Source organism: Sphingomonas aquatilis, from assembly GCF_014196115.1.
Taxonomy (GTDB): Bacteria; Pseudomonadota; Alphaproteobacteria; order Sphingomonadales; family Sphingomonadaceae; genus Sphingomonas; species Sphingomonas aquatilis.
Genome location: NZ_JACIDB010000001.1, coordinates 837,492 through 859,344, shown reverse-complemented (window position 1 = coordinate 859,344; position 21,853 = coordinate 837,492). Strand labels below are relative to the sequence as shown.

Below are 21,853 nucleotides of genomic sequence, written 5' to 3'. Positions count from 1 at the left end.
ATGCCGCGGCCTCTACCCGCTCGCCGCGCGGGCGGCAATTGCCTGCCGCAAGGGAACCGGCCGTCGTCGGCCGGGGTTAGAGGCTTCGATACGAGACTGTCACGAAAGGGCCACCATGTCCGATACCGATCTGAACCCCGTCCTTGACGGAGACACCCTCTCCTCCACCGCCAGTAGCGATGCCGATGGCGCGACCAGCCGCGTCGAACAGGCGAAGCAGACCGCCAAGGACTATTCGGCGAAATACGGCGCGCAGGCGACCGACAAGATCCGCACGCTGGCCGACACCGGCAAGGAGCGCGCGATCGGCGGCCTCGACCAGCTGTCGCAGATGATCCAGGACGCTGCCGGCCAGGTCGACGACAAGCTCGGCGCGCAATATGGCGACTACGCCCGCTCGGCAGCCGGCGTCGTCTCCAACTTCTCCGGCCAGATCCGCGACAAGAACGTCGACGAGCTGCTCGACGACGCGCGCGCCTTCGTCCGCAAGAGCCCGGGCGTCGCGATCGGCGTCGCCGCGGCGCTGGGCTTCGCGCTCGCCCGGGTCGTCCAGTCCGGCCTCGACGACAAGGCGTAAGGGGCTCGTGGCGGTCTTGCCGACAATCGAAACCGCGGGCGAAACTTTAGGCGCTGGCGAGGAAGGGATCACCGACCTCGTCAGCCAGCTCGTCGAGGACGCCCGCGGTCTCGCCAGCGCCGAAGTGGCGGTGGTGAAGGCGCGGATCGGCGAACGCGTCAGCGCCTATCGCAGTGCGATCGTGTTCTTCGTCGTCGCCGGGGTGCTGGCGCTCGCTGCGTTGATCACGGCGCTGGTCGGTGCGGTCCTGACGCTCGCGACGCTGTTCGGCCCTGGCCTCGCGACGCTCGCCGTCGTGATCGCGGTGCTCGCGATCGCCGCCAGCCTCGCCCTCATCGGCAAGAGTCGCCTCGCCCCTGCCACGGAGAAGCAGCTGTGACCGATCCCGCAACCCGCCTGATGGACGCCGAAGCGGAAGCCGCCGCGGCGCGCGAGCGCCTGTCGGGCACGTTGCGCAAGCTGCAGGTCCGCCTCAACCCGCGCGATCTCGCCAAGCAGGCGGCGCGCGACGTCGCCGACAAGGGGCAGGCCGCGGCCCAGGCCAGCCTCGACACGGCGGTGCGCAATCCCGGCGCGGTCGCCGGGGTCACGGCCGTCGCCGGCCTGTTCCTCGCCCGCCACCGCCTCGCCGGCCTGTTCCGCAAGAAGGACAAGCCGCATCGCTTCAAACGCAATCACGAACCCGGCCTCGGCCCCAAGGACTGATCCGCGTTCCCCGCGCATCCACGCAAAGGATAGACCCATGACCGACACCCAGACCCAGGATCGCGTCGCCGACGCCACCGCCGACATCAAGGCCGAAGTGCATGACCGGCTCGACGATGCCAAGCACGCCGCCAGCGACGCCGCGCGCCGCACCGCCGACGCGATCGAGGCCAATCCGCTTGCCATCGTCGCCGGCGGCATCGCGATCGGCGCGCTCGCCGGTGCGCTGATCCCGCGCTCTGCAAAGGAAAAGCAGCTGCTCGCCCCGCTCGGCCGGTCGCTCGGCGAGCGCGCCCGCAGCGCCGTCGCCGCCGCCCGCGAAGCCGGCGCCACCGAACTCCAGAATGCCGGCCTGTCGAAGGACGCCGCCAAGGATCAGGTGAAGTCGCTGTTCCAGGGCATCGCCAAGGCCGCGACCACCGCAGGTTCCGCCGCGGCGCAGTCGGCCCGCGCCAAGGACTAAGCCCAATCCCGTCATTGCGAGCGGAGCGAAGCCATCCAGAGCCGGATCACGACACCCTGGATTACCGCGCTTCGCGCGCAATGACAAAACGGTCCCCAATGGTCCGCTGTCCGCAGGCCATCCGGGGTTCAATATTGCGCCGCAACACGCTAGGGACGGCGGGGTAAAATCATCACCCCAGGAATCTCAGCGCATGAGCAAGCTCCACCTCGTCTTCGGCGGCCGCGTCACCGATCCCCGCACGCTCGACTGGGCCGATCCGTCGAAGCTCGACGTCGTCGGCATCTTCCCCGACTATGCGAGCGCCGAAAAGGCCTGGCGCGCCAACGCCCAGCGCACCGTCGACGATGCCGAGATGAAGTTCGTGGTCGTCCACCTCCACCGCCTGCTCGAACCCGACCTGGTCACGACGCCGGAAGCGTAAGCGGACGGGGGCGCTCCGCCCCCACTGCGCCCCGGACCGCGTCCGGGGCCGCGAAAACCATGATTAAGACGGGCGGAACGCCACAGCGTCCGCACCACCCACGGTGGGTTATGCCGCTCCACCTTCCCCACCCCCGTCATTCCCGCGAAGGCGGGAATCCAGACACGCTAATGGCAGCGATGGAGCCGAAACCACACTGCATATGGATTCCCGCCTCCGCGGGAATGACGGTGTGGGTGGGGTCGCGTCGTGCGACCAACAGCCGACAACCAGCCGCGACATGATACCTAGCCGCGACGTAAAAGCCGAGCCGCGCTTTGACTAAAAGCGGGACCACCGCCCACCTCGTCATCCCGGCGAACGCCGGGATCCATGGAGGCGAAACGGCTGCTGTGACGCTCCAACGCAGATGGCGCCGTGTCCATGGATCCCGGCCTGCGCCGGGATGACGGAGTGGCGGAGAACACCGCCGCCTCCACACAGAATCAGATAAATTCGACCTTCGACACCACATAATAGCGGTCGCCGGCCGGCACCGACACCTCGACCTCGTCGTCCACCTTGCGGCCGATCAGCGCCCGGCCCAGCGGCGAATTGTACGAAATCCGGCCCGTCTTGGCGTTCGCCTCGGTCTCACCGACGATCTGGTACTTCACCGGCTTGTCGTCGTCATCGAGCAACGTCACGGTTGCGCCGAACACCACCTTGTCGCCCGACAGCTCACGCGGATCGATGATCTGCGCGCGCGACAGCTTGCTTTCGATATCGGCGATCGTCGCCTCATTCTGGCCCTGCTGCTCCTTGGCAGCGTGATATTCGGCGTTTTCCGACAGGTCGCCGTGCGCGCGGGCTTCCTCGATCGCGTCGACGATCAGGGGGCGTTCGGCTTTCAGACGCTTCAGATCCGCGGTGAGCTTCTCATAGCCCTCCTGGAGCATCGGCATCTTTTCGACGGTCGCCATGTGTCAGTCCCCAATTGCTTCATCCCCGCGGGCGGGCCGTTTTTCGGCCCGCCCCCGCACATCACGTCATTATGTCGGGATCAGTTGTGCGACTGCGAATAGTAGGATTGCAGGGGGCGGACTTCAAGGGAGGCGACGCCGATTGCCGCGGCGGCCTGCACGCTGGCAGGTGCCGTGGTGAAATACGGGATCTTCTGCGCCAGCGCCGCCTGCCGGATCGGCTTGGAATCCTTCAGGCTCTGCCAGCCTTCGGTGGTGTTGAAGATCAGCGTCACCTCGCCGTCCATGATCCGGTCGAGGATATGCGGCCGCCCCTGCGCGACCTTGTTGACCTTCTCGACCGCCAGCCCCGCGGTTTCCAGGTAATCGGCCGTCCCACCGGTCGCCAGCACCTTAAACCCCCGCGCCAGCAGCGATTTCACCGCCGGCACGATATGCGGCTTGTCGCCGTCCTTCACGCTGACGAAGGCGGTGCCGCCGGTCGGCAGCACGGTGCCCGCGCCCAGCTGCGACTTCATGAACGCCGTGGTGAAGTCGGGGTCGATGCCCATCACTTCGCCCGTGCTCTTCATTTCCGGCGACAGGACGGGGTCGATGCCCGGGAAGCGGTTGAACGGGAAGACGGCTTCCTTGACCGCATAATAATCGATGTGGCGATCGATCGGCGGCATGTCGGCGAGCTTTTCGCCCGCCATCACGCGGCTCGCGATCTTGGCGATGGGCGCGCCGATCGCCTTGGCGACGAAGGGCACGGTGCGGCTGGCGCGCGGGTTCACCTCGATCAGGTAGACCTCGCCATCCTTCACCGCGAACTGGATGTTCATCAGGCCCTTGACGCCCAAGGCATGCGCCAGCGCGACCGTCTGCCGCTCGATTTCGGCGATCGTCTCGGCGCCAAGCGAATAGGGCGGGATCGAGCACGCGCTGTCGCCCGAATGGACGCCGGCTTCCTCGATATGCTGCAGCAGGCCCGCGACGACCACCTCGTCGCCGTCGCACACCGCATCGACGTCCACCTCGATCGCGTCGCGCAGATATTGGTCGATCAGCACCGGGCTGTCGCCCGACACCTGCACCGCGGTCTGGATGTAATCGTCGAGCTGCTGGAGCGAGTCCACGATCTCCATCGCCCGCCCGCCCAGCACATAGCTGGGGCGCATCAGCACCGGATAACCGATCCGCTCCGCCGCGGCGACCGCCTCGTCCCGGCTGCGCGCGAGGCCGTTCGCCGGCTGCTTCAGGCGCAGCTTGCTGACCAGCGCCGCGAAGCGCTCGCGGTCCTCGGCCAGGTCGATCGCGTCAGGGCTGGTGCCCAGGATCGGAATCCCCGCCTTCTCCAGCGCGCGGGCGAGGTTCAGCGGCGTCTGCCCGCCGAACTGCACGATCACGCCGGCCAGCTCGCCCTTCGACTGTTCGACATGCAGGATTTCCAGCACGTCCTCGGCGGTCAGCGGCTCGAAATACAGGCGGTCCGACGTGTCATAGTCGGTCGACACCGTCTCCGGGTTGCAGTTGACCATGATCGTTTCATAGCCCGCGTCCGCCAGCGCGAAGCAGGCGTGGCAGCAGCAATAGTCGAACTCGATCCCCTGCCCGATCCGGTTCGGGCCACCGCCCAGAATTACCACCTTGCGGCGGTCGGACGGCATGCTCTCGTCCTCGGGCTCGCCGAACGACGGCGCCTCATAGGTCGAATACATATAGGGCGTCTTGGCGTCGAACTCCGCGGCGCAGGTGTCGATCCGCTTGAAGACGGGGCGTACGCCCAGCCGGTGACGCAACGCGCGCACCTCGTCCTCGGTCACGCCGCCGGTCATCGCGACGACCGCCTCGTGGATCAGGCCCGATCCGCGCGCGATGCCGCGCTCCATGCCGCGCAGATTGGCGGACTTGAGCGCCAGATAGGCGAGCCGCTTGTCGCTGAAGCCCATCGCCTTCAGGCGGCGCATGCCCGCCGCCTCGATCGGCAGGCCGTTGCGGCACACCTCCTCTTCCGCTGCGACAATCTCGGCGATGCGTTCGAGGAACCACGGATCGAACTTGGCGATCGCATGCACCTCGGCAACGGTGAAGCCTTCGCGCAGCGCTTGCGCCGCGACCAGCAGCCGGTCCGGCGTCGGATTGGCCAGCGCCGCCTCGATCTCCGCGCGCGGCGCGCCGACCAGATGGTCGACCGCGTTGAAGCCCGACAGACCCGTCTCCAGCCCGCGCAGCGCCTTCTGCATCGATTCCTGGATGTTGCGACCGATCGCCATCACCTCGCCGACCGACTTCATCGCGGTGCCCAGCACCGGCTCGGCACCCTTGAACTTTTCGAAGGCAAAGCGCGGGATCTTGGTGACGACATAGTCGATCGTCGGCTCGAACGACGCCGGCGTCGCGCCGGTGATGTCGTTGTCGATCTCGTCCAGCGTATAGCCCACCGCCAGCTTGGCCGCGACCTTGGCGATCGGGAAGCCGGTGGCCTTGGACGCCAGCGCCGACGAGCGCGACACGCGCGGGTTCATCTCGATGACGACCAGGCGGCCATCCTTGGGGTTCACCGCGAACTGGACGTTCGACCCGCCCGTCTCGACGCCGATCTCGCGCAGCACCGCGATGCTGGCGTTGCGCATGATCTGATATTCCTTGTCGGTCAGCGTCAGTGCCGGCGCGACGGTGATGGAATCGCCCGTGTGGACGCCCATCGGATCGACGTTCTCGATCGAACAGATGATGATGGCGTTGTCGTTGCGATCCCGCACGACCTCCATCTCATATTCCTTCCAGCCGAGCAGCGATTCCTCGATTAGCACCTCGGTGGTCGGCGACGCGTCCAGGCCCTTGCGGACCATGTCGACGAATTCGGACCGGTTGTAGACAATGCCGCCGCCCGACCCGCCCATGGTGAAGCTCGGGCGGATGATCGCCGGCAGCCCGGTGATCTCGAGGCCCGCCAGCGCCTCCTCGACGGTATGCGCGATCGCCGAGCGGGCGCTTTCAAGCCCGATCTTGTCCATCGCCACCTTGAACTTCTGGCGATCCTCGGCCTTGTCGATCGCCTCGGCATCCGCGCCGATCATCTGGACGCCGAACTTTTCGAGCGTGCCGTCATGGAACAGCGCCAGCGCGGTGTTGAGCGCGGTCTGCCCGCCCATCGTCGGCAGGACGGCGTCGGGCCGCTCCTTCTCGATGATCTTGGCGACCACGGCGGGCGTGATCGGCTCGACATACGTCGCGTCGGCCAGCTCCGGATCGGTCATGATCGTCGCCGGATTGCTGTTCACGAGGACGATGCGATAGCCCTCTTCCTTCAGCGCCTTGATCGCCTGCGTGCCCGAATAATCGAACTCGCACGCCTGACCGATGACGATCGGCCCCGCGCCGATGACGAGGATGGAGGAGATGTCGGTGCGTTTTGGCATTATTTCTTACGTCCAACAGGCGGCTCGGAAATGAAGCCGATAGGATATGTGAAGTTGCGCTGTTTCAGCTTCGCGAAGGCGCATTTCAGTGCGGCATAAGACGGCGTCCCCTTTGGACGGACGCGAACTAATCGCCCATGCTGCAGCATGATGTCGCCCGCGGAGAGACCGCAATCAGTCGAAATACGGTCCAGCACTTGCTGCTCGCCGGAGACGGCGGTGAGTAGCAAGAGCGCTGAATATATCACCGCAGCGATCCGACGAACCGCTCAAACAGATACAGGCTATCCTGCGGCCCCGGGCTTGCTTCCGGGTGATACTGCACGCTGAACGCCGGACGATCCGTCAGTTCCAGCCCCGCGTTGCTCCCGTCGAACAGCGACACATGCGTCTCGCGCACGTTGGCGGGCAGCGACTCCCGTTCCACCGCGAAGCCGTGGTTCATGCTGGTGATCTCGACCGCGCCGTCGGACAGGCGCTTGACCGGATGGTTGGCGCCGCGGTGGCCCTGGAACATCTTCGTCGTCCGCGCGCCCACCGCCAACCCGAGCAGCTGGTGGCCGAGGCAGATGCCGAACAGCGGCTTGCCCGTATCGAGCAGCTGCCGGATCACCGGCACCGCATAGTCGCCGGTCGCGGCGGGATCGCCGGGGCCGTTGGACAGGAAGATGCCGTCCGGGTTCTGTGCCATCACGTCGTCGAACGTCGCCTGCGCCGGCAGCACCGTCACCTTCGCGCCCGCCTTCACCAGATTGCGGAAGATGTTGTGCTTGCTGCCATAATCGATCGCGACGACGTGCGGGCGGTCCTTCGCCACTTGCCCTTCGACAGGCTCAGGGCGAACGGTCGTGGATGTCGCGCCCTCTCCTGCCGTTCGGGCTGAGCCTGTCGAAGCCCCATCGCCACCATAGCCGAAGCCCAGCCGCCACACGTCGCCCTCGCGCGCCTCGCCCCAAGCGTAATGCGTCTCGGTCGACACCGTCTTGGCGAGGTCCATGCCCTCCAGCCCCGGCCAGGCGCGCGCCATCTCCAGCAGCGCATCAAGGTCGAACTCGCCGCTCGCCGAATGCGCGACCACGCCATTCGGCGCACCGCCCGCGCGGATGCGGCGGGTCAGCGCGCGCGTGTCGATGCCCGACAGGCCGATGCGCGCATGCCGCTTCATCCAGCCGTCCAGCCGCTCGACCGCGCGAAAGTTCGACGGCTCGGTCACGTCCTGCCGCACGATCATGCCCAGCGCATGCGGCGCATCCGCCTCGATATCGTCGGGGTTGGCGCCGACGTTGCCGATGTGCGGGAAGGTGAAGGTGATGATCTGGCCCGCGAACGACGGGTCGGTCATGATCTCCTGATAGCCGGTCATCGCGGTGTGGAAACACACCTCGCCCACCGCCGCGCCTTCCGCGCCGAAACCGCGGCCCCAGGCCACCTCGCCGTTCGCAAGAACCAGAACGCCCGTGGCCCCATCGGGCTTTGCGGGCATGGCAATGGGCTTAGGCTCGGCCATGGCTTGGCGGGCACTCCTGAAGGTTTCGTCTATGTCGCTAAGTGGCGCCCGCTACCCCCCAGCTTGGCCTAGGTCAACCGGTTCACGGGGCCGCCGCTTTCCGCTAGGGTCCCCGGCTTTCCCGTATTCGAGGCTTTCTTCCATGATTCGCGACGACATCAAGGCCGCCCAGGTCACCGCCATGAAGGCCGGCGACAAGGAAGCGCGCGCCGCGATCGGCCTGATCCAGGCCGCGATCAAGAACCGCGACATCGAACTGCGCACCGGCACCGCCCCCACCGACGACGATGCCGTGGTGGTCGAGGTGTTGCAGAAGATGGTCAAGCAGCGCCGCGAATCGATCCAGATGTACGAAAGCGGCGGCCGCCAGGAACTCGCCGACGCCGAAAAGGCCGAGGTCGCGGTGATCGAGCGCTTCCTCCCCGCCCAGATGAGCGACGCCGAAACGACCGCGGCGATCGAGGCGATCAAGGCGGAACTGGGCGCCACCGGCATGAAGGACATGGGCCGCGTCATGGCCGAACTAAAGGCCCGCCACGCCGCGAACCTCGACATGAGCAAGGCCAGCGGCCTGGTGAAGGCCGCGCTGTCGTAAGCGAAGGCGCGCAACGACCGCCCCACCCACTCCGCCCCTCCTCCGTCATCCCGGCCTTGAGCCGGGATCCCGCTTCTTCTTCTTCTTCTGCGACTGCAAGCGGGACCCCGGATCAAGTCCGGGGTGACGGAGAGAGGACGATCGCCCCTGTCCTACACGGAACAAACCGTGCATAGAGCACCTCGCTCTTTGCCATCGTCCACCCGACCCGCGCCCCCGGGGCGCGAACGGCCATTCCCGCGGCCCGCTCGCACAGGGCCGCATTCCGAACGTTACATACCGTCCACTTCGTCCACTTCCGCGCGCCTCCGGCATCGGCGCATTGCCTAAACGCCCCTCGTCGGGCATAGTAGAATCGCACGCATGAGCCTGTCCCCGCAGTTCCTCGACGAGCTTCGCGCCCGTACGTCGCTGTCGGCGCTGATCGGCAAGACGACCAAGCTCACCAAGGCGGGCCGCGAGATGCGCGGCTGCTGCCCGTTCCACAACGAAAAGACGCCCAGCTTCTACGTCAACGACGACAAGGGCTTCTACCACTGCTTCGGATGCTCGGCGCATGGCGATGCGATTCGGTGGATGACCGATCAGCGCGGCCTGCCCTTCATCGATGCGGTGAAGGAACTGGCGCAGGCCGCCGGCATGGAGATGCCCGCGCAGGATCGCCGCGCCGCTGCCAAGGCCGAACGCGCCAAGGGCCTGCACGACGCGATGGCCGACGCCGCGAGCTGGTTCACCGAACAGCTGAACGGCATCGGCGGTGCCGAAGCCCGCACCGTCCTCGCCAAGCGCGGCATCACCCCCGACACCGCCCGCACCTTCGGCATGGGCTTTTCCCCCGACAGCCGCGGCAAGCTGAAGACCGCGCTGAAGGATTACGGCGACCCCGCGCTCGTCGAATGCGGCCTGCTGATCCAGGTCGAGGGTAAGGACCCGTACGATCGCTTCCGCGGCCGGCTGATGATCCCGATCCGCGACGCCCGCGGCCGCGTCATCGCCTTCGGCGGCCGCGTGATCGGCGACGGCGAGCCCAAATACCTCAACTCGCCCGACACGCCGCTCTTCGACAAGGGCCGCACGCTCTACAATCTCGACCGCGCCGCCCCCGCTGCGCGCAAGGCGAACCGCGTGCTGGTGGTCGAAGGATATATGGACGTCATCGCGCTCAGCCAGGCGGGCATCCACGAAGCCGTCGCCCCGCTCGGCACCGCGCTGACCGAGGCACAGCTCGAACGGCTGTGGCGGATGGTCGACGTGCCGATCCTCTGCTTCGACGGCGACAGCGCCGGGCAGAAGGCGGCGTTGCGTGCCGCCAACCGCGCCCTCCCCATGCTCGCCCCCGGCCGCAGCCTGTCCTTCGTCACCCTGCCGCAGGGGCAGGACCCCGACGATCTGGTGAAGGCCGGCGGCGCCGCCGCGATGGAGGCATTGCTCGGCCAGCCCCAGCCGCTGGTCGACCGCCTGTGGCAGAGCGAGGTCGCCGCCGGCCCGCTCGACACGCCCGAACAGCGCGCCGGCCTGAAGCAACGGCTCGCCGATCTCGCCGCGACGATCGCCGACGGGTCGGTGCGCAAGGAATATGAAAACGACTTCCGCAATCGCTTCTACGAGCATTTCGCGCCGAAACGTCGCACCTTCACTCCCAACGCACCGCGCCCCCAGGGCAAGCGTGGTGCGGACGGCCAGTGGAAACAGCCGATCGCTCCGCCGACCGAGGATGTGAAGGCCTTCCACGCCGCCGGGATCGACCGCGTGCTGGCCAAGGCGGTACTCGCGGGCCTGATCCGCCATCCGGTGGAGATCGCCCGGCATATGGAGGTGCTCGGCAGCCTCAAACTGGTCGATGGCGCGCTCGGCCGCTTGTTCGAAGCGGTCGTCGATGTCGCGCTCGAGGATCAGGCGCTTGATAGCGCGCGTCTGCGCACCATATTGGCGCGGAGTGGGTTCGATACGATCGCCAGCGATCTGTTGAGGGCCGACACGATGCCCTATTCGTTCACGCAAAGCGGCGGCGACGTCAGCCGCGCCCGGGCCGATCTTGACGAGGCGATCGCCATTCTGGTGGCCCGCCCCGAAGTCGACCTGGCCCTGCACGAGGCGACCGTCTCGATGCAGGCGCATTTCACCGATGCGGCGTTCGAACGGCAAGTGGCATTGGTGAAAGAGAAACAGGCGTTGGAGCTTCGACTTGCAAATCTCGTGCAAGCGAACGAAGACGCCCGAGCGTTTGGTTCCGAGGACAATTGATGGCGAAGCTTAACGGTAACGGTGGTGACGACGGTAGCGATGGGGCCGATGCACCGCTGATCGACCTGAACGATGCCGACATCAAAAAGCTGATCGCGCGCGCCAAGAAGCGCGGCTACATCACCTACGACCAGCTGAACGAGGCGCTGCCGCAGGACCAGATGTCCTCCGATCAGCTCGAAGATATCATGGCGGCCCTCAACGAGATGGGCGTCAATATCGTCGAGAACGAGGAAGCCGGCGAGGACGGTGACGAGAAGGAAGCGTCCGAGGAGGACGAGGCCGAGGTCACCGAGGTTGACGGCGATGGCACCGCCGCGCCTGCGCTCGAAACCAAGAAGAAGGAAACCGTCGACCGGACCGACGATCCGGTCCGCATGTACCTGCGCGAAATGGGCGCGGTCGAACTGCTCAGCCGCGAAGGCGAAATCGCCATCGCCAAGCGGATCGAGGCCGGTCGGGACACGATGATCCTGGGCCTGTGCGAATCGCCGATCACCTTCAACGCCATCATCGACTGGTCGACGCAGCTCAACGAAGGCACGATGCAGCTGCGCGAGATCCTCGATCTCGACGCGATGCTGTCGAAGGGTCCGTCGGCCGAGCAGGTCGAGGGTGCCGAGGACGACGACACCGGCGAGATCAGCGAAAAGACCGCCGGCGCCAGCTTCAAGGAAGAGGCCGAGCCTGAGGAAGTGTCCGCGGATGACGAGGACGAGGACGGCAGCCCGCGCCCGCCGCGTCCCAGCGATGATGAGGAAGAGGACAACACCCTCAGCCTCGCGCAGATGGAAGAGACGCTCAAGCCGCAGGCGCTCGAGCGGTTCGCCAACATCACCGCGCTCTACAAGAAGTTCAGCAAGATCCAGCAGGCGCGCCTCGATGCGATGCAGGCGGGTGGCGAGCTGTCGGCAGCGGACGAGCGCAAGTATCAGAAGCTGCGCGAAGAGCTGACCGCCGAGGTCGAGAGCGTCCAGTTCCACAACGCCAAGATCGAATATCTCGTCGACCAGCTTTATGCCTTCAACCGGCGCCTCACCGCGCTGGGCGGCCAGATGCTGCGCCTCGCCGAACGCCACAAGGTCAGCCGCAAGGACTTCCTCGACCGCTATGTCGGCCACGAGACCGATGACACGTGGCTGCAGTCGGTCGCGAAGCTGGACAAGAAGTGGGGCAATTTCGCCGCCAACGAGGAAGCGGCGGTCGATCGCATCCGCGGTGAGATCAGCGAGATTTCGCAGCAGACCGGCATGGCGCTCGGCGAATTCCGCCGCATCGTCAACATGGTGCAGAAGGCGGAGCGTGAGGCGCGCATCGCCAAGAAGGAGATGGTCGAGGCGAACCTGCGCCTCGTGATCTCGATCGCCAAGAAGTATACAAACCGCGGTCTTCAGTTCCTGGATCTGATTCAGGAAGGCAACATCGGCCTGATGAAGGCGGTCGATAAGTTCGAATACCGCCGCGGTTACAAGTTCTCGACCTATGCGACCTGGTGGATCCGTCAGGCGATCACGCGCTCGATCGCCGATCAGGCGCGCACGATCCGCATCCCGGTCCATATGATCGAGACGATCAACAAGCTGGTCCGCACCAGCCGCCAGTTCCTCCACGAGCAGGGTCGCGAGCCCACGCCCGAGGAAATGGCGGAGCGCCTGAGCATGCCGCTCGAAAAGGTGCGCAAGGTGATGAAGATCGCCAAGGAGCCGATCTCCCTCGAAACGCCGATCGGCGACGAGGAAGACAGCCACCTGGGCGACTTCATCGAAGACAAGAACGCCGTCATCCCGGTCGATGCCGCGATCCAGGCGAACCTCAAGGAAACGGTCACCCGCGTCCTCGCCTCGCTCACTCCGCGCGAAGAACGCGTGCTGCGCATGCGCTTCGGCATCGGCATGAACACCGACCACACGCTGGAAGAGGTCGGCCAGCAGTTCTCGGTGACGCGCGAACGTATCCGCCAGATCGAAGCCAAGGCGCTGCGCAAGCTGAAGCACCCCAGCCGCAGCCGCAAGATGCGCTCGTTCCTGGATCAGTAACTGCCCGCCCAATTTCCGTTCGCCCTGAGCCTGTCGAAGGGCGGGCTTCCACAAGCACCGGCATCGCTTGCGGAAGCCCGTGCTTCGACAGTGAGCTAGGTGAAACCATCCCCCGGATGGTTTCAGCCGAGCCTGGGGGGCTCGGCGGCCTGCTCACCAGCACGAACGGATGGGAACGGGGCGGCCCCTACCCCATCCGTCCCCTTAAGTTGAACAGGATCACCAGCGTCCCGCTCGCCATCAGCGCGATGATCAGCGCGGTGAACAGGATCAGCTGCAGGTCATGCCGCGACGACCGCTTCAGCCCGATGTGGAGGAAGCAGCGGAACTGCACCACCATCTGCACGAACCCCAGCGCCAGCACGATCCCGAACGTCGTCCGGCTGGCAAAGCTCGGCCAGCGCACCGCGACGAAGGCGGCGGCGGTCAGCGCCAGCGACCCCACATAGCCGACCGCATAGGTCCGTAGCGCCGCCGCCCGCTCCTTGGCCGGATTGCTCATCGGATCGCCCCCGGCAGATAGACGAGACTGAAGATCGCGATCCAGACGATGTCGATCAGGTGCCAGAACAGCCCCAGCCGCAGCAGATTGACCCGCACCCTGGCATCGCAACCGTAAGCCAATATCTGCCCGATCATCACCACCAGCCAGAAGCTGCCCAGCGCGACATGCAACCCATGCAGTCCGACGAGGGCGAAGAAGGACGACAGGAAGCCACTTCGTGTCGGAAGGGCGCCATGAGCGAACATCGTCGCAAAGTCGTTCGCCTCCAGCGCCAGGAAGCTCAGCCCCAGCCCCAATGTCGCGACCAGCCAGCCGATCAGCACGCGCCGGGGCTCGCGCCAGGTCATGGCGACGCTCGCCCGGCCGAAGGTCGCACTGCTGGTCAGCAACAGCAGCGTTTCGACGAAGGTCGGCAGCAGCTTGAATTCGGACGCCGGCGTCGGCCCGCCGACGGTATTGGCGACCATCGTGCCATAGGTCGCGAACAGTAACGCGAAGAGCACGGCGTCGCTCATCAGGAACAGCCAGAAGCCGAAGATCGCCGTCTCCGCCCGCTCCGTGTCCAACCCCTCGCTCTTGCCGAGCGGCAGGCCGACATGCGCCAGTTCGGGGTCCCTCATGCCTTGATCTCCGCCCGACCGCGATTGGCGTCACTCATTTCCGTCTGCCGCGGCGTCGGCGGCGTCGCATGAACCAACGCGAGCCAGGCATCATGCTCCGCCGCGACCTGCCGCGCCGGGATGGTCCGGTGCTGCCCCCGCCCGAAGCTGCGCAACACGACCGCCGCGACGATCAGTTCGACGCTCACCACCGCGAGCCACCACATGCCCCATACCAGCCCGAACGCCGCCAACGCGGCGGACAAACCGATCGCCATACCGCTCATGGCGTTGCGCGGCATGTCGATGGCCTCATAGCCTGCGGGCCGCCGGTACGGATCGGGCTTCGCCGCATCGTGCTTGCGGTCGTAGAACCAGTCGCGCCGATCGACCGGCGGCAGCACGGCAAAGTTATACGCCGGCGGCGGAGACGGGATCGCCCATTCAAGGCTCCGCCCGTCCCACGGATCGCCAGCCGGCACCCGGCGCGCGTCGCGGGTTCGAATACTGACCCACAATTGCACCCCCAGTGAGACGAGCGCGGCGAGCAGCACGAAAGCGCCGACGCAGGCGACGTACAGCCACGGCCGGAAATCGGGTTCGAAGATCGCGCTCGTCCGCCGCGCCATCCCGCTCGCGCCGAGCACGTACAGCGGCATGAACGCGAGGTAGAAGCCCACCACCCAGCACGCCACCGCAACCCGCCCCCAACGTTCGTCGAGGCGGAACCCGAACGCCTTGGGAAACCAATAGGTGTAACCGGCGAGCATCCCGTACAGCAGCCCGGGGATCAGCATGTTGTGGAAGTGGGCGACGAGGAACAGCGTGTTGTGGACGAGGTAATCGAGCGGCGGCATCGCCAGCACGATCCCGGTCAGGCCGCCCAGCACGAACGTCATCATGAAGGCGATGGCATACAGCATCGGCACGCTGAATCGCACCTCACCCCGAAACATCGTCCAGATCCAGTCGTAGATCTTCACCCCCGTCGGCACGCCGATCGTCATCGTCGCGATGCCGAACACCGCGTTGATCTCAGCCGATTGCCCCATGGTGAAGAAGTGGTGGACCCAGACGGTGAAGCTCAACACCGCGATCGCCATCGTCGCGATGACCAGCGAGGTATATCCGTACAGGTCCTTGCCGGAGAAGGTCGATACCACCTCCGAATAGACGCCGAAGGCGGGCAGGATCAGGATGTACACCTCCGGATGGCCGAACAGCCAGAAGAGGTTGGCGTAGTTCATCATGTTCCCGCCGAGGTCGTTGGTGAACATGTGGAAGCCCAGATACCGGTCGAGCGCGAGCAGGCCCGTCGCGACGGTCAGCGGCGGCAGCGCGAAGATCATCAGGATCGCGGTGCAGAGCGACGTCCAGCAGAACATCGGCATGCGCATCATGGTCATGCCCGGACAGCGCAGCTTGTACAGCGTGCAGGCGATATTGATCCCCGCCATCGTCGAGCTGATCGACGACAGCGTCACCGCCCAGATCCAGTAATCGACGCCGACGCCGGGGCTGAACGCGCGCTCGGTATAGGGCGGATAGCCGCTCCACCCGCCGGTGGAAAACTGTCCGACGACGAGGCTCGCCATCATCAGCCCGGCCGCACCGATCGTCAGCCACAGCGCGATCGAATTGGCCCATGGGAAGGCCATGTCGCGCGCGCCGATCTGCAGCGGCATGACGTAATTGATCAGACCGGTGAGGAACGGCATCGCCATGAAGAAGATCATGATCGACCCGTGCGTCGAGAACAGCTGGCCGAAATGGTCGGGCGACAGGAAGCCCGGATCGCCGATCGCCACCGCCTGCTGCACGCGCATCAGCACCGCCTCGACCAGCGCGCGGGCGAGCATCACGAAGGCCGTGACGATGTACATGATGCCGATCTTCTTGTGGTCGAGGCTGGTCAGCCATTCGGCCCACAGCCGATAGCGGGTCAGCAACACCACGACTGCAACGGCGCCGATCACCACCAGCCCGCCGGCCGCGGCACCGACGATCTCGCTCGCATTGGGATCCTGCCATGCCCGCACGAACGGCAGATCGGCCCAGGCGAACCGCCCCAGCAGCGCCGGGAAGACGGGGGACGCGGCGGTCATCGATGATCCTTCCTATGGCCGTGATCGCCCGCCTGGGCGACGACCCGGTCGAAGAGTTGCGGCGCCACGCTGGAAAAGACGACCGGTTGCGCGATGACCGAGCGCGCCGAAAGCCGCCGCCACGTCGCCGCATCGAGCGGACGGTCGGCTGCCCGCGCCTGCGTCAGCCAGCGATCGTACGCGCCGGCCGGAAGCGCCACCACGTCGAAGCGCTGATGTGCAAAGCCATCGCCATTGTATTGCGTGTTGGCGCCGCGAAAGGTGCCGGGGCGCGACGCCATGATGTGAAGCTGCGTCGTCATGCCCGCCATCGCATAGACCTGCCCGGCGAGCTGCGGGATCATCAGCGATTGCATCACCGTACCGCTGGTTAGCCGGATACGCACCGGACGCCCGACGGGAATGGTCAGGCGATCGATCGAAGCGACACCCTGCCTCGGATAGATAAACACCCATTTCCAATCGAGTGCGATCGCCTGCACCTCGACCGGCGGCCCGCCGGGAAGCGGCCGATAGGGATCGTCGCGGATCGTATGATGCCACAGCAGCACCGCCAAACCGATGACGATCGCGGTCGGCGGGATCCAGATCAGCGCCTCGACCGGCCAGGAGAAGGACCAGTTCGGGCGATAGGCATGGCGGGTGTTCGACAGCCGGTAATGCCAGGCGAACAGCGGCACGAGCAGCAGCACCGGCCCGGCAACGAAGACGAGCACGCAGGCGAGCACGACGAACAGATGACGCTGATCCGCCGCGACCGGGCCGGCGGCGTTGACGAACCCGTGCGACAGCGCGGCACAGCCACTCGACGCCAGCACCAGCGCACCGCCGACCACCAGCCGCACGAGACCCTTTGTGCGCACGTCACCCCCTTCTCGATCCGGTCCCCATCGCCGGCATCCCATGTCGTCAGACGAATGCCCGACAAGCCGGTTCCCGCGCGATCAACGCGAGGACCGGCTGACTTGGTTCAGCGCGTGCCGCAGCTCACCGGCCCCGGCGGCGCGCTCGCGATGCGGACGCCCGAGACATCCATGCCGAGCCGCCCGGTGGTCGCGATCACCCAGGGGCGCTGCACCGCCCCCATCGTCGCGCCACTTTGCGCAAAGCAGCGCAGCGGCACGGCGATCTGCCGCCATTCGCCGACTTCGCCTTTCAGCGCACCGGTGATCGGCACGGTGCCGGCCGCCTTACCCAGCACCCCCAGCGTTACCTCCGCGGTGGGTGCCTGCGTCACGCGATAGTCGACGATCAGGCTGAGATCGCCGTTCGTCTCGCGTGTCAGATCGATCGGCGTCGCCTCGTCCAGATAGGCGCTAGCCGCACCCGTGCCGGCGAAGGTGAGGCGCAGACTATCCTCCTGCGACGTGCGATCGACCCGGCTGAGCTGGACGGGTCCCTGCGTCTCCAGCCGCGCGCCCGGCACGACGCGCCCGCGCACGAACAAGGCATTCTGATCGGCCGCACCGCCCGCAGGCCTTGCCTCGCTCAGCTGTGGCACCGTCGCGCCCTTCGCATAGGTCAGGCCGTAGCCGAACGAGAACAGCGGATCGTAATTGGGATCGCGCCGGTTGAGCACATATTGGTCGAGTCGCTTGGGCCACGAAAAGCTGAGTCTGCCATGAAAGTCGTTGCGCGGCTTGCCGTCGCGCCCTGCAATCAGCACGTCGGCGACGCCGCCACCCTCGGTGCCGGGCAGGAAGGCCGCAACGAAGGCATCGGCCGCGTTCAACTCCGGGTTCACCCACAGCGGCCGCCCCGACAGGAACACCGCGACGACCGGAATGCCCGCCGCCTTCAGCCTCTTCAGCAGCGCAAGGTCGCTCTTGTCTTCGGGGCTATATTCCAGCGTCGGGCGGTCGCCGGTAAACTCAGCATAAGGCGTTTCGCCGAACACGACGATCGCAGCATCGGGCCTAGTCGTGTACGCGCCATCGACCGCCAGCGTCGCCTTGCCGCCGCCCGCCCGCACCGCCTGATCGATCCCGCTCCAGATCGACTGGCCGTTAGGGAAGGCGGCATTGGTGACGCCCGTGCCCTGCCAGGTGATCGACCAGCCACCCGACTGCTGGCCGATATTGTCCGCGCCACGGCCGGCGACGAGGATATTGGCACTAGGCTTCAGCGGCAGCACGCCGCCGTTGTTCTTGAGCAGCACGAGCGATTCACGCACCGCCTGACGCGCGATAGCGCGATGCTCGGGAGAACCCAGCAGGTCGAACTTGCCCGCCATCGGCCGCGACGACGGGCGCCCGGCATCGAACGTGCCCGCCAGCATCTTCACCCGCAGGATCCGCCGTACCGCATCGTCCAGCCGCGCCGCCGGGATCGTCCCGTCCTTCGCCTCGCGCAGCGTGTTCGCGTACAGCTCCTTCCACTTCGGGCCGGAATACATGAACATGTCGAGGCCCGCATTGATCGCTGCCGGGCAATCCTCGTTGCTGCACCCCGGCACCTGGCCGTGCGCGTTCCAGTCCCCGATCGCGAAGCCATCGAAGCCCATGCGCTGCTTCAGCACGTCGGTGAGCAGGCTTTTATTGCCGGTCATCTTGACGCCGTTCCAGCTGGAAAAGCTCGGCATCACGGTCAGCGCGCCCGCGGCGAGGCCGCTTTTGTAGCCCGCGGCATGCACGTCGCGCAGCACCTGTTCGCTGACGCGCGTATCACCCTGATCGCGGCCGCCGGTGCCGCCATCGCCCAGGAAATGCTTCACCGAGGAAATGACATGGCCGGGCGCCATGAAGTCCTGACCGACCGCGCCCTGCAGCCCTTCGACCATCTGTCCGGCATAGGCTTGGACGATCTCAGGCTCTTCGGAATAGCTTTCGTAGGTCCGACCCCAGCGGTCGTCCTGCACCACCGCCACCGTCGGCGCGAAGCTCCAGTCGATGCCGGTTGCCGCCGTTTCCGCCGCGGTCGCGGCGCCGATACGCCGGATCAGCGCAGGGTCCCGCGTCGCGCCAAGGCCGATATTGTGCGGGAACAGCGTCGCGCCAACGATATTGTTGTCGCCATGCACCGCGTCAGTGCCCCAGATAATCGGCACGACCGGGCGCCCATCGCTGCGCTTCACCGACGCGTTGTAGAACGCGTCGAACAGCTTCAACCATTCCGCGGCAGGGGCGAATTCGTCGCTATTGGGCGCCGAATTGCCGCCGTTCAGAACCGAACCGAGTTTGTACGTCTCGAGGTCCTTGGGCGTGATCGAGGCGATATCGACCTGGATCAGCTGGCCGACCTTATCCTCCACGCTCATCCGCTTCAGGATCGCGTCGACCCGTGCCTCGACCTTCGGATTGCGTTTCAGCTTCATCGGCAGCGTCGGCCACAGCTCGGGATGCGCGACGCCGGTAGAAGCCGCCTGCTGCGCCAGCCCCTCTCCTGTCACCATGCCCGCCGCCAGAGCGCTGGCGGCAACGATCATCGCCACGCTGCGGGAAAACGCCATTCAACCTCTCCTGATCCTGTCGGGCTGACTTGCCGGGCAGAGGCGAGCGCCGTCAACCGCTTAGGTCCGCGCCGCATGGTTTCGCTATCATAAAACCATTGCCAGCAGTGGCACCCAGCTACCCTTCGAGACAATTGCATGCGATTCGCAATAGCGATATTGGCCCCGCCGTTACCAAAGGGGATTTCATGTCAGCTTTCGCATTGCTCGCCGGAACTGCGCTGGTCGCATTGACACCGGGCGCCGCCGCCACCGACGATACTACCGACGCCCAGCGCAAGGTTGCAGATGGGCAGTCGGGCGGGGATATCCTCGTCGAGGGCCGCGTGACCGAAGCACAGGCGTCGACCAAGACCGACACGCCGGCGATCGAGGTGCCGCAGCCGGTCACGGTCATCCCGAGCGAGACCTATCTGTCGCAGGGCGCGATCAGCGTTGCCGATACGATGCGCTATGCGGCGGGCGTGCTGACCGACCTGTATGGTCGCGACACGCGCGTCGACACGTTCACGATCCGCGGCGTCAGCGCGCTCCAGTTTCGTGACGGCATGCGCGACATCTACAGCTATTACGTCAACATCGCGTCGGACCCGTACAATTTCTCGCGGGTCGAGGTGGTGCGCGGCCCCGCCTCGGTCTTGTTCGGACAGGGATCGATCGGCGGGCTCGTCAATCTCGTGTCGAAGACGCCGGTATTCACGAACACGGGCGAGGTGCAGCTGACCTATGGCAGCTTCGATCGCAAGGAGGTGCTGGCCGACCTCAACCTTGCGGCCAGCGATAAGCTGGCGGGGCGCATCGTCGCGCGGGTGCGCGATTCGGGCACCTATGTCGATCACGTTCCCGACGACCGGATCATGATCGCCCCGTCGGTCACCTGGCGACCGGATGCGCGCACCGACGTGACGTTGCTCGGCCTCTACCAGCAGGACAAGACCGGATCGACGCTCAACTTCCTGCCGATCGTCGGCACGGTGCGCGACAATCGCGGGCGGCCGCCGCTCGATCCCTATCTCTTCGTCGGCAAGCCCGGCTGGGATCGGTACGACGGACGCATGTGGCAGGGGTCGGGACTGCTGACCCACCGGTTCAGCGATGCAGTGAAGCTGAGCCTGAAGGCGCGCTACATCGACAGCCACCTCACCTATAACACCCATTATCCCGACAGTTATTCGAACCCGACGGATCCGTACGTGCCGGGCAGCGACGGCCGTCTGATCGGCGTTTACGCGGGGTCCCAGCTCGGGCGGCTGAACGTCTTGTCCACGGACAATAACGTGCAGGCCCGCTTCAACACCGGCGCGCATATCGAGCACACATTGCTCGCGGGGGTCGATTACAGCTGGAACAAGGTCGGCATCACGTCCGCCTATGATTACCAGACGATCGACCTGTACAATATCGACTATGCCACGCTCGCGACGCCGGTCGCCACTGACCCCTATTCGCGCACGACCCAGTCTCAGCTGGGCCTGTACGCGCAGGATCAGCTGCGCTTCTACGACCGCGTGTCGCTCGTCCTCGGCGTCCGCCGCGATCATGTGATCGGCCACAGCGGCGCGACCCGCACGTCGGACAGCGCCACCACCTTCCGCGCCGGCATCATCGGCGAGGTCGCGGCGAACATTTCGCCCTTCTTCAGCTATACCGAGAGCTTCCAGCCGATCGCAGGGACCACCAGCGATGGCAGGCCGTTCCGTCCGCAGACCGGCACGCAATTCGAAGCGGGCGCCAAATGGCAGCCCGGCCCGAACACGATGGTCACCGCCACCGCCTTCCGCATCAAGGAAAACGGCCGCCCGATCACCGGCCCAGGCATGCGCATCACGCAGACTGGCGAATTGACGACCAAGGGGTTCGAGGTGGAAGCGACGCACAGCCTGCCGGGTCGGTTCGACCTGTCGCTCGCCTATGGCCACAACACGATCACCGGCGACGAGGAAGCGGCGGGATATTTCCCGCGCACCATCGCGTCGGCCTGGACGACGAAGAGCTTCGACGCAGCGCTCGGCACGCTGCGGCTGGGCGCGGGCGTGCGCTATGCCGGCCGGCAGGTCACGAGCGACGCCAATTGGTCGATCGTCACGCCGGCCCGCGCGATGGTCGATGCCCTCGCCGAGATCACGCGCGAACGGTGGCGGCTGTCGCTCAACGCGACCAACCTGTTCGACCGCAGGGGCTATGCCTCATGCCTGGTCCGCGGCGACTGTTTCGCCAATGCACCGCGCAACGTGATGCTGTCGCTGCGCTACGGCATCTGACGGTATCGGCTGGCGCGA

The 21,853-nt window shown here is 66.1% G+C and carries 17 protein-coding genes; 9 read left to right on the top strand and 8 right to left on the bottom strand.

Annotated elements, in window-relative coordinates; genetic code table 11:
- Window positions 1-115: 115 nt before the first annotated feature.
- The 5 genes from GGR47_RS03980 (at window position 116) to GGR47_RS03960 (ending at window position 2,169) form a co-directional block, all read left to right on the top strand.
- Entirely contained in the window at window positions 116-577 is a 462-nt protein-coding gene (locus GGR47_RS03980) for a hypothetical protein (RefSeq protein WP_063688213.1), read from the top strand.
- Between the two features lie 7 nt (window positions 578-584).
- On the top strand, window positions 585-956 hold the full coding sequence (locus GGR47_RS03975; RefSeq protein WP_147036374.1) for a phage holin family protein: 372 nt from the start codon (window positions 585-587) through the stop codon (window positions 954-956).
- Window positions 953-1,282, top strand: a complete 330-nt coding sequence (locus GGR47_RS03970; protein ID WP_147036375.1) for a DUF3618 domain-containing protein — start codon at window positions 953-955, stop codon at window positions 1,280-1,282. Before GGR47_RS03975 ends, GGR47_RS03970 begins: the two co-directional genes overlap by 4 nt.
- A gap of 37 nt (window positions 1,283-1,319) precedes the next feature.
- Window positions 1,320-1,745, top strand: a complete 426-nt coding sequence (locus GGR47_RS03965; protein ID WP_063688207.1) for a hypothetical protein — start codon at window positions 1,320-1,322, stop codon at window positions 1,743-1,745.
- A 193-nt stretch (window positions 1,746-1,938) separates the two neighbouring features.
- A complete protein-coding gene (locus GGR47_RS03960; protein ID WP_017978084.1) occupies window positions 1,939-2,169 on the top strand; it encodes a DUF4170 domain-containing protein in 231 nt (76 codons plus the stop codon).
- Window positions 2,170-2,654: 485 nt separating this feature from the next.
- On the opposite strand, the gene greA is transcribed toward GGR47_RS03960, so the two are convergent.
- The 3 genes from greA to carA all read right to left on the bottom strand — a co-directional run bounded on the left by greA (window position 2,655) and on the right by carA (window position 8,042).
- Window positions 2,655-3,131: a transcription elongation factor GreA gene (gene greA / locus GGR47_RS03955; protein ID WP_017978083.1), complete on the bottom strand. Its 477-nt coding sequence runs from the start codon at window positions 3,129-3,131 to the stop codon at window positions 2,655-2,657.
- 80 nt (window positions 3,132-3,211) lie between these two features.
- The gene (gene carB / locus GGR47_RS03950) at window positions 3,212-6,535 is read right to left on the bottom strand and encodes a carbamoyl-phosphate synthase large subunit (protein WP_147036376.1); all 3,324 of its coding nucleotides are present in this window, start codon (window positions 6,533-6,535) and stop codon (window positions 3,212-3,214) included.
- Window positions 6,536-6,779: 244 nt separating this feature from the next.
- The gene (gene carA, locus GGR47_RS03945; RefSeq protein ID WP_147036377.1) at window positions 6,780-8,042 is read right to left on the bottom strand and encodes a glutamine-hydrolyzing carbamoyl-phosphate synthase small subunit; all 1,263 of its coding nucleotides are present in this window, start codon (window positions 8,040-8,042) and stop codon (window positions 6,780-6,782) included.
- A gap of 142 nt (window positions 8,043-8,184) precedes the next feature.
- Here carA and GGR47_RS03940 point away from each other — a divergent pair, with 142 nt between their 5' ends.
- The 3 genes from GGR47_RS03940 to rpoD all read left to right on the top strand — a co-directional run bounded on the left by GGR47_RS03940 (window position 8,185) and on the right by rpoD (window position 12,917).
- Window positions 8,185-8,637, top strand: a complete 453-nt coding sequence (locus GGR47_RS03940; protein ID WP_147036378.1) for a GatB/YqeY domain-containing protein — start codon at window positions 8,185-8,187, stop codon at window positions 8,635-8,637.
- A 363-nt stretch (window positions 8,638-9,000) separates the two neighbouring features.
- Window positions 9,001-10,881, top strand: a complete 1,881-nt coding sequence (gene dnaG / locus GGR47_RS03935; protein WP_147036379.1) for a DNA primase — start codon at window positions 9,001-9,003, stop codon at window positions 10,879-10,881.
- Window positions 10,881-12,917: an RNA polymerase sigma factor RpoD gene (gene rpoD / locus GGR47_RS03930; protein ID WP_147036380.1), complete on the top strand. Its 2,037-nt coding sequence runs from the start codon at window positions 10,881-10,883 to the stop codon at window positions 12,915-12,917. The genes dnaG and rpoD overlap by 1 nt, the downstream gene beginning before the upstream one ends.
- A 187-nt stretch (window positions 12,918-13,104) precedes the next feature.
- Here rpoD and GGR47_RS03925 read toward each other — a convergent pair whose 3' ends face one another.
- From GGR47_RS03925 to GGR47_RS03905, 5 genes are all read right to left on the bottom strand, one after another.
- Complete coding sequence (locus GGR47_RS03925; RefSeq protein WP_147036381.1) at window positions 13,105-13,419, bottom strand: cytochrome o ubiquinol oxidase subunit IV; 315 nt, start codon at window positions 13,417-13,419, stop codon at window positions 13,105-13,107.
- Complete coding sequence (locus GGR47_RS03920) at window positions 13,416-14,042, bottom strand: cytochrome c oxidase subunit 3 (protein ID WP_147036382.1); 627 nt, start codon at window positions 14,040-14,042, stop codon at window positions 13,416-13,418. The genes GGR47_RS03925 and GGR47_RS03920 overlap by 4 nt, the downstream gene beginning before the upstream one ends.
- On the bottom strand, window positions 14,039-16,126 hold the full coding sequence (locus GGR47_RS03915; protein WP_147036383.1) for a cbb3-type cytochrome c oxidase subunit I: 2,088 nt from the start codon (window positions 16,124-16,126) through the stop codon (window positions 14,039-14,041). Before GGR47_RS03915 ends, GGR47_RS03920 begins: the two co-directional genes overlap by 4 nt.
- Window positions 16,123-16,989 carry a cytochrome ubiquinol oxidase subunit II gene (locus GGR47_RS03910; RefSeq protein ID WP_147036384.1) on the bottom strand — a complete coding sequence of 289 codons (867 nt, stop codon included), beginning with the start codon at window positions 16,987-16,989 and terminating at the stop codon, window positions 16,123-16,125. The genes GGR47_RS03915 and GGR47_RS03910 overlap by 4 nt, the downstream gene beginning before the upstream one ends.
- Window positions 16,990-17,096: 107 nt before the next feature.
- The gene (locus tag GGR47_RS03905; RefSeq protein WP_147036385.1) at window positions 17,097-19,574 is read right to left on the bottom strand and encodes a glycoside hydrolase family 3 protein; all 2,478 of its coding nucleotides are present in this window, start codon (window positions 19,572-19,574) and stop codon (window positions 17,097-17,099) included.
- A 188-nt stretch (window positions 19,575-19,762) separates the two neighbouring features.
- On the opposite strand from GGR47_RS03905, the gene GGR47_RS03900 reads away from it, so the two are divergent.
- Window positions 19,763-21,835 (top strand): TonB-dependent siderophore receptor, encoded by a 2,073-nt coding sequence (locus GGR47_RS03900; protein WP_147036386.1) that lies wholly within the window; start codon window positions 19,763-19,765, stop codon window positions 21,833-21,835.
- Window positions 21,836-21,853: the final 18 nt, after the last annotated feature.

Bases quoted from the DNA above. Each gene is read 5' to 3' on its own strand.
- GGR47_RS03980 (WP_063688213.1), top strand. From the start codon at position 116: ATGTCCGATACCGATCTGAACCCCGTCCTTGACGGAGACACCCTCTCC.
- GGR47_RS03965 (WP_063688207.1), top strand. From the start codon at position 1,320: ATGACCGACACCCAGACCCAGGATCGCGTCGCCGACGCCACCGCCGAC.
- GGR47_RS03960 (WP_017978084.1), top strand. From the start codon at position 1,939: ATGAGCAAGCTCCACCTCGTCTTCGGCGGCCGCGTCACCGATCCCCGC.
- greA (WP_017978083.1), bottom strand. From the start codon at position 3,131: ATGGCGACCGTCGAAAAGATGCCGATGCTCCAGGAGGGCTATGAGAAG.
- carB (WP_147036376.1), bottom strand. From the start codon at position 6,535: ATGCCAAAACGCACCGACATCTCCTCCATCCTCGTCATCGGCGCGGGG.
- carA (WP_147036377.1), bottom strand. From the start codon at position 8,042: ATGGCCGAGCCTAAGCCCATTGCCATGCCCGCAAAGCCCGATGGGGCC.
- GGR47_RS03940 (WP_147036378.1), top strand. From the start codon at position 8,185: ATGATTCGCGACGACATCAAGGCCGCCCAGGTCACCGCCATGAAGGCC.
- dnaG (WP_147036379.1), top strand. From the start codon at position 9,001: ATGAGCCTGTCCCCGCAGTTCCTCGACGAGCTTCGCGCCCGTACGTCG.
- rpoD (WP_147036380.1), top strand. From the start codon at position 10,881: ATGGCGAAGCTTAACGGTAACGGTGGTGACGACGGTAGCGATGGGGCC.
- GGR47_RS03925 (WP_147036381.1), bottom strand. From the start codon at position 13,419: ATGAGCAATCCGGCCAAGGAGCGGGCGGCGGCGCTACGGACCTATGCG.
- GGR47_RS03920 (WP_147036382.1), bottom strand. From the start codon at position 14,042: ATGAGGGACCCCGAACTGGCGCATGTCGGCCTGCCGCTCGGCAAGAGC.
- GGR47_RS03915 (WP_147036383.1), bottom strand. From the start codon at position 16,126: ATGACCGCCGCGTCCCCCGTCTTCCCGGCGCTGCTGGGGCGGTTCGCC.
- GGR47_RS03905 (WP_147036385.1), bottom strand. From the start codon at position 19,574: ATGGCGTTTTCCCGCAGCGTGGCGATGATCGTTGCCGCCAGCGCTCTG.
- GGR47_RS03900 (WP_147036386.1), top strand. From the start codon at position 19,763: ATGTCAGCTTTCGCATTGCTCGCCGGAACTGCGCTGGTCGCATTGACA.